The sequence below is a fragment of the Lysobacter enzymogenes genome (assembly GCF_017168095.1).
Lineage (GTDB): Bacteria > Pseudomonadota > Gammaproteobacteria > Xanthomonadales > Xanthomonadaceae > Lysobacter > Lysobacter enzymogenes_D.
In genome coordinates this window covers 1-866 of record NZ_LXSD01000597.1, presented here as the reverse complement: position 1 = coordinate 866, position 866 = coordinate 1, and the positions used below count along the sequence as shown (strand labels likewise).

General features: G+C 76.1%; 1 protein-coding gene. It reads left to right on the top strand.

The genetic code is table 11. From position 1 onward, the window contains the following. Window positions 1–676, top strand: a 676-nt coding sequence (locus A7A76_RS23315; RefSeq protein ID WP_206413552.1) for a thioesterase II family protein, incomplete at its 5' end; no start/stop codon positions are given. Window positions 677–866 lie beyond the last annotated feature (190 nt).

Below are 866 nucleotides of genomic sequence, written 5' to 3'. Positions count from 1 at the left end.
CGCGTTCGCCGCGCAGGCGCCGGCGTGGCTCGACGTGGCGGCGGTGCGCCTGCCCGGGCGCGAGCGGCGCGTCGCCGAGCCCTTGCCGCGGTCGCTGGCGGCGGTGGTGGACGAAGCGGCGGCGACGATCCTCGGCGAATGGCGCGCGGATCTTCCGGTGTTCCTGTTCGGCCAATGCGCCGGCGGCCTGATCGCGTTCGAGACCGCGCGCCGGCTGTGCGCGCAAGGCGCGATGCCGGCGGGCCTGGCGCTGTCGGCGCCGCCGAGCCCGGACCAGGATTTCGCCGGCGCCGCGCAGATCGCCGCGTCCGCCGATTTCGCCGCGAGCATGAACGCGATGGGCGCGCTGCCCGACGAAGTGCTGGCCGATCCGGTCCTGCTGGATGTGGTGCTGCCGGCCTTGCGCGCCGACTTCGCCTTGTTCGAAGGCTACCGCAACCGCGCCGACGAGCCGTTGCCGGTGCCGGTGCTGGCGGTGGCCGGCGACGCCGATGCGCTGTCGCCGTTCGCCGCGCTGGCGCAGTGGCGGCCGCGCAGCGGCGGCGGCTTGCGCGCTTGCGAGATAAGCGGCGGGCATCTGCTCGCCGCGCAAACGCCGCAGGCGCTGATGGCGCTGGTGGCCGGGTTCGCGCTGGAACGATTGCCGGAGCAAGAAGCGGCGCAAGCGCCGGCCTGAGCCGGCGTGCGGTTGCGCGGGTGCGGCCCGGCGGCTAGCGTGTCGCCGGTCCGCGCCGCGCGCGCCCTCCGCGAATCCTGCGAGTCCGCCATGACCTCACGCCGTCGTTTCCTGCACAGTTCGCTGCTCGCCGCCGGCGCCGCGGCGCTGCCGGCCTTGCCCGCGCTCGCCGCCGCCGCTGCCACCTCCG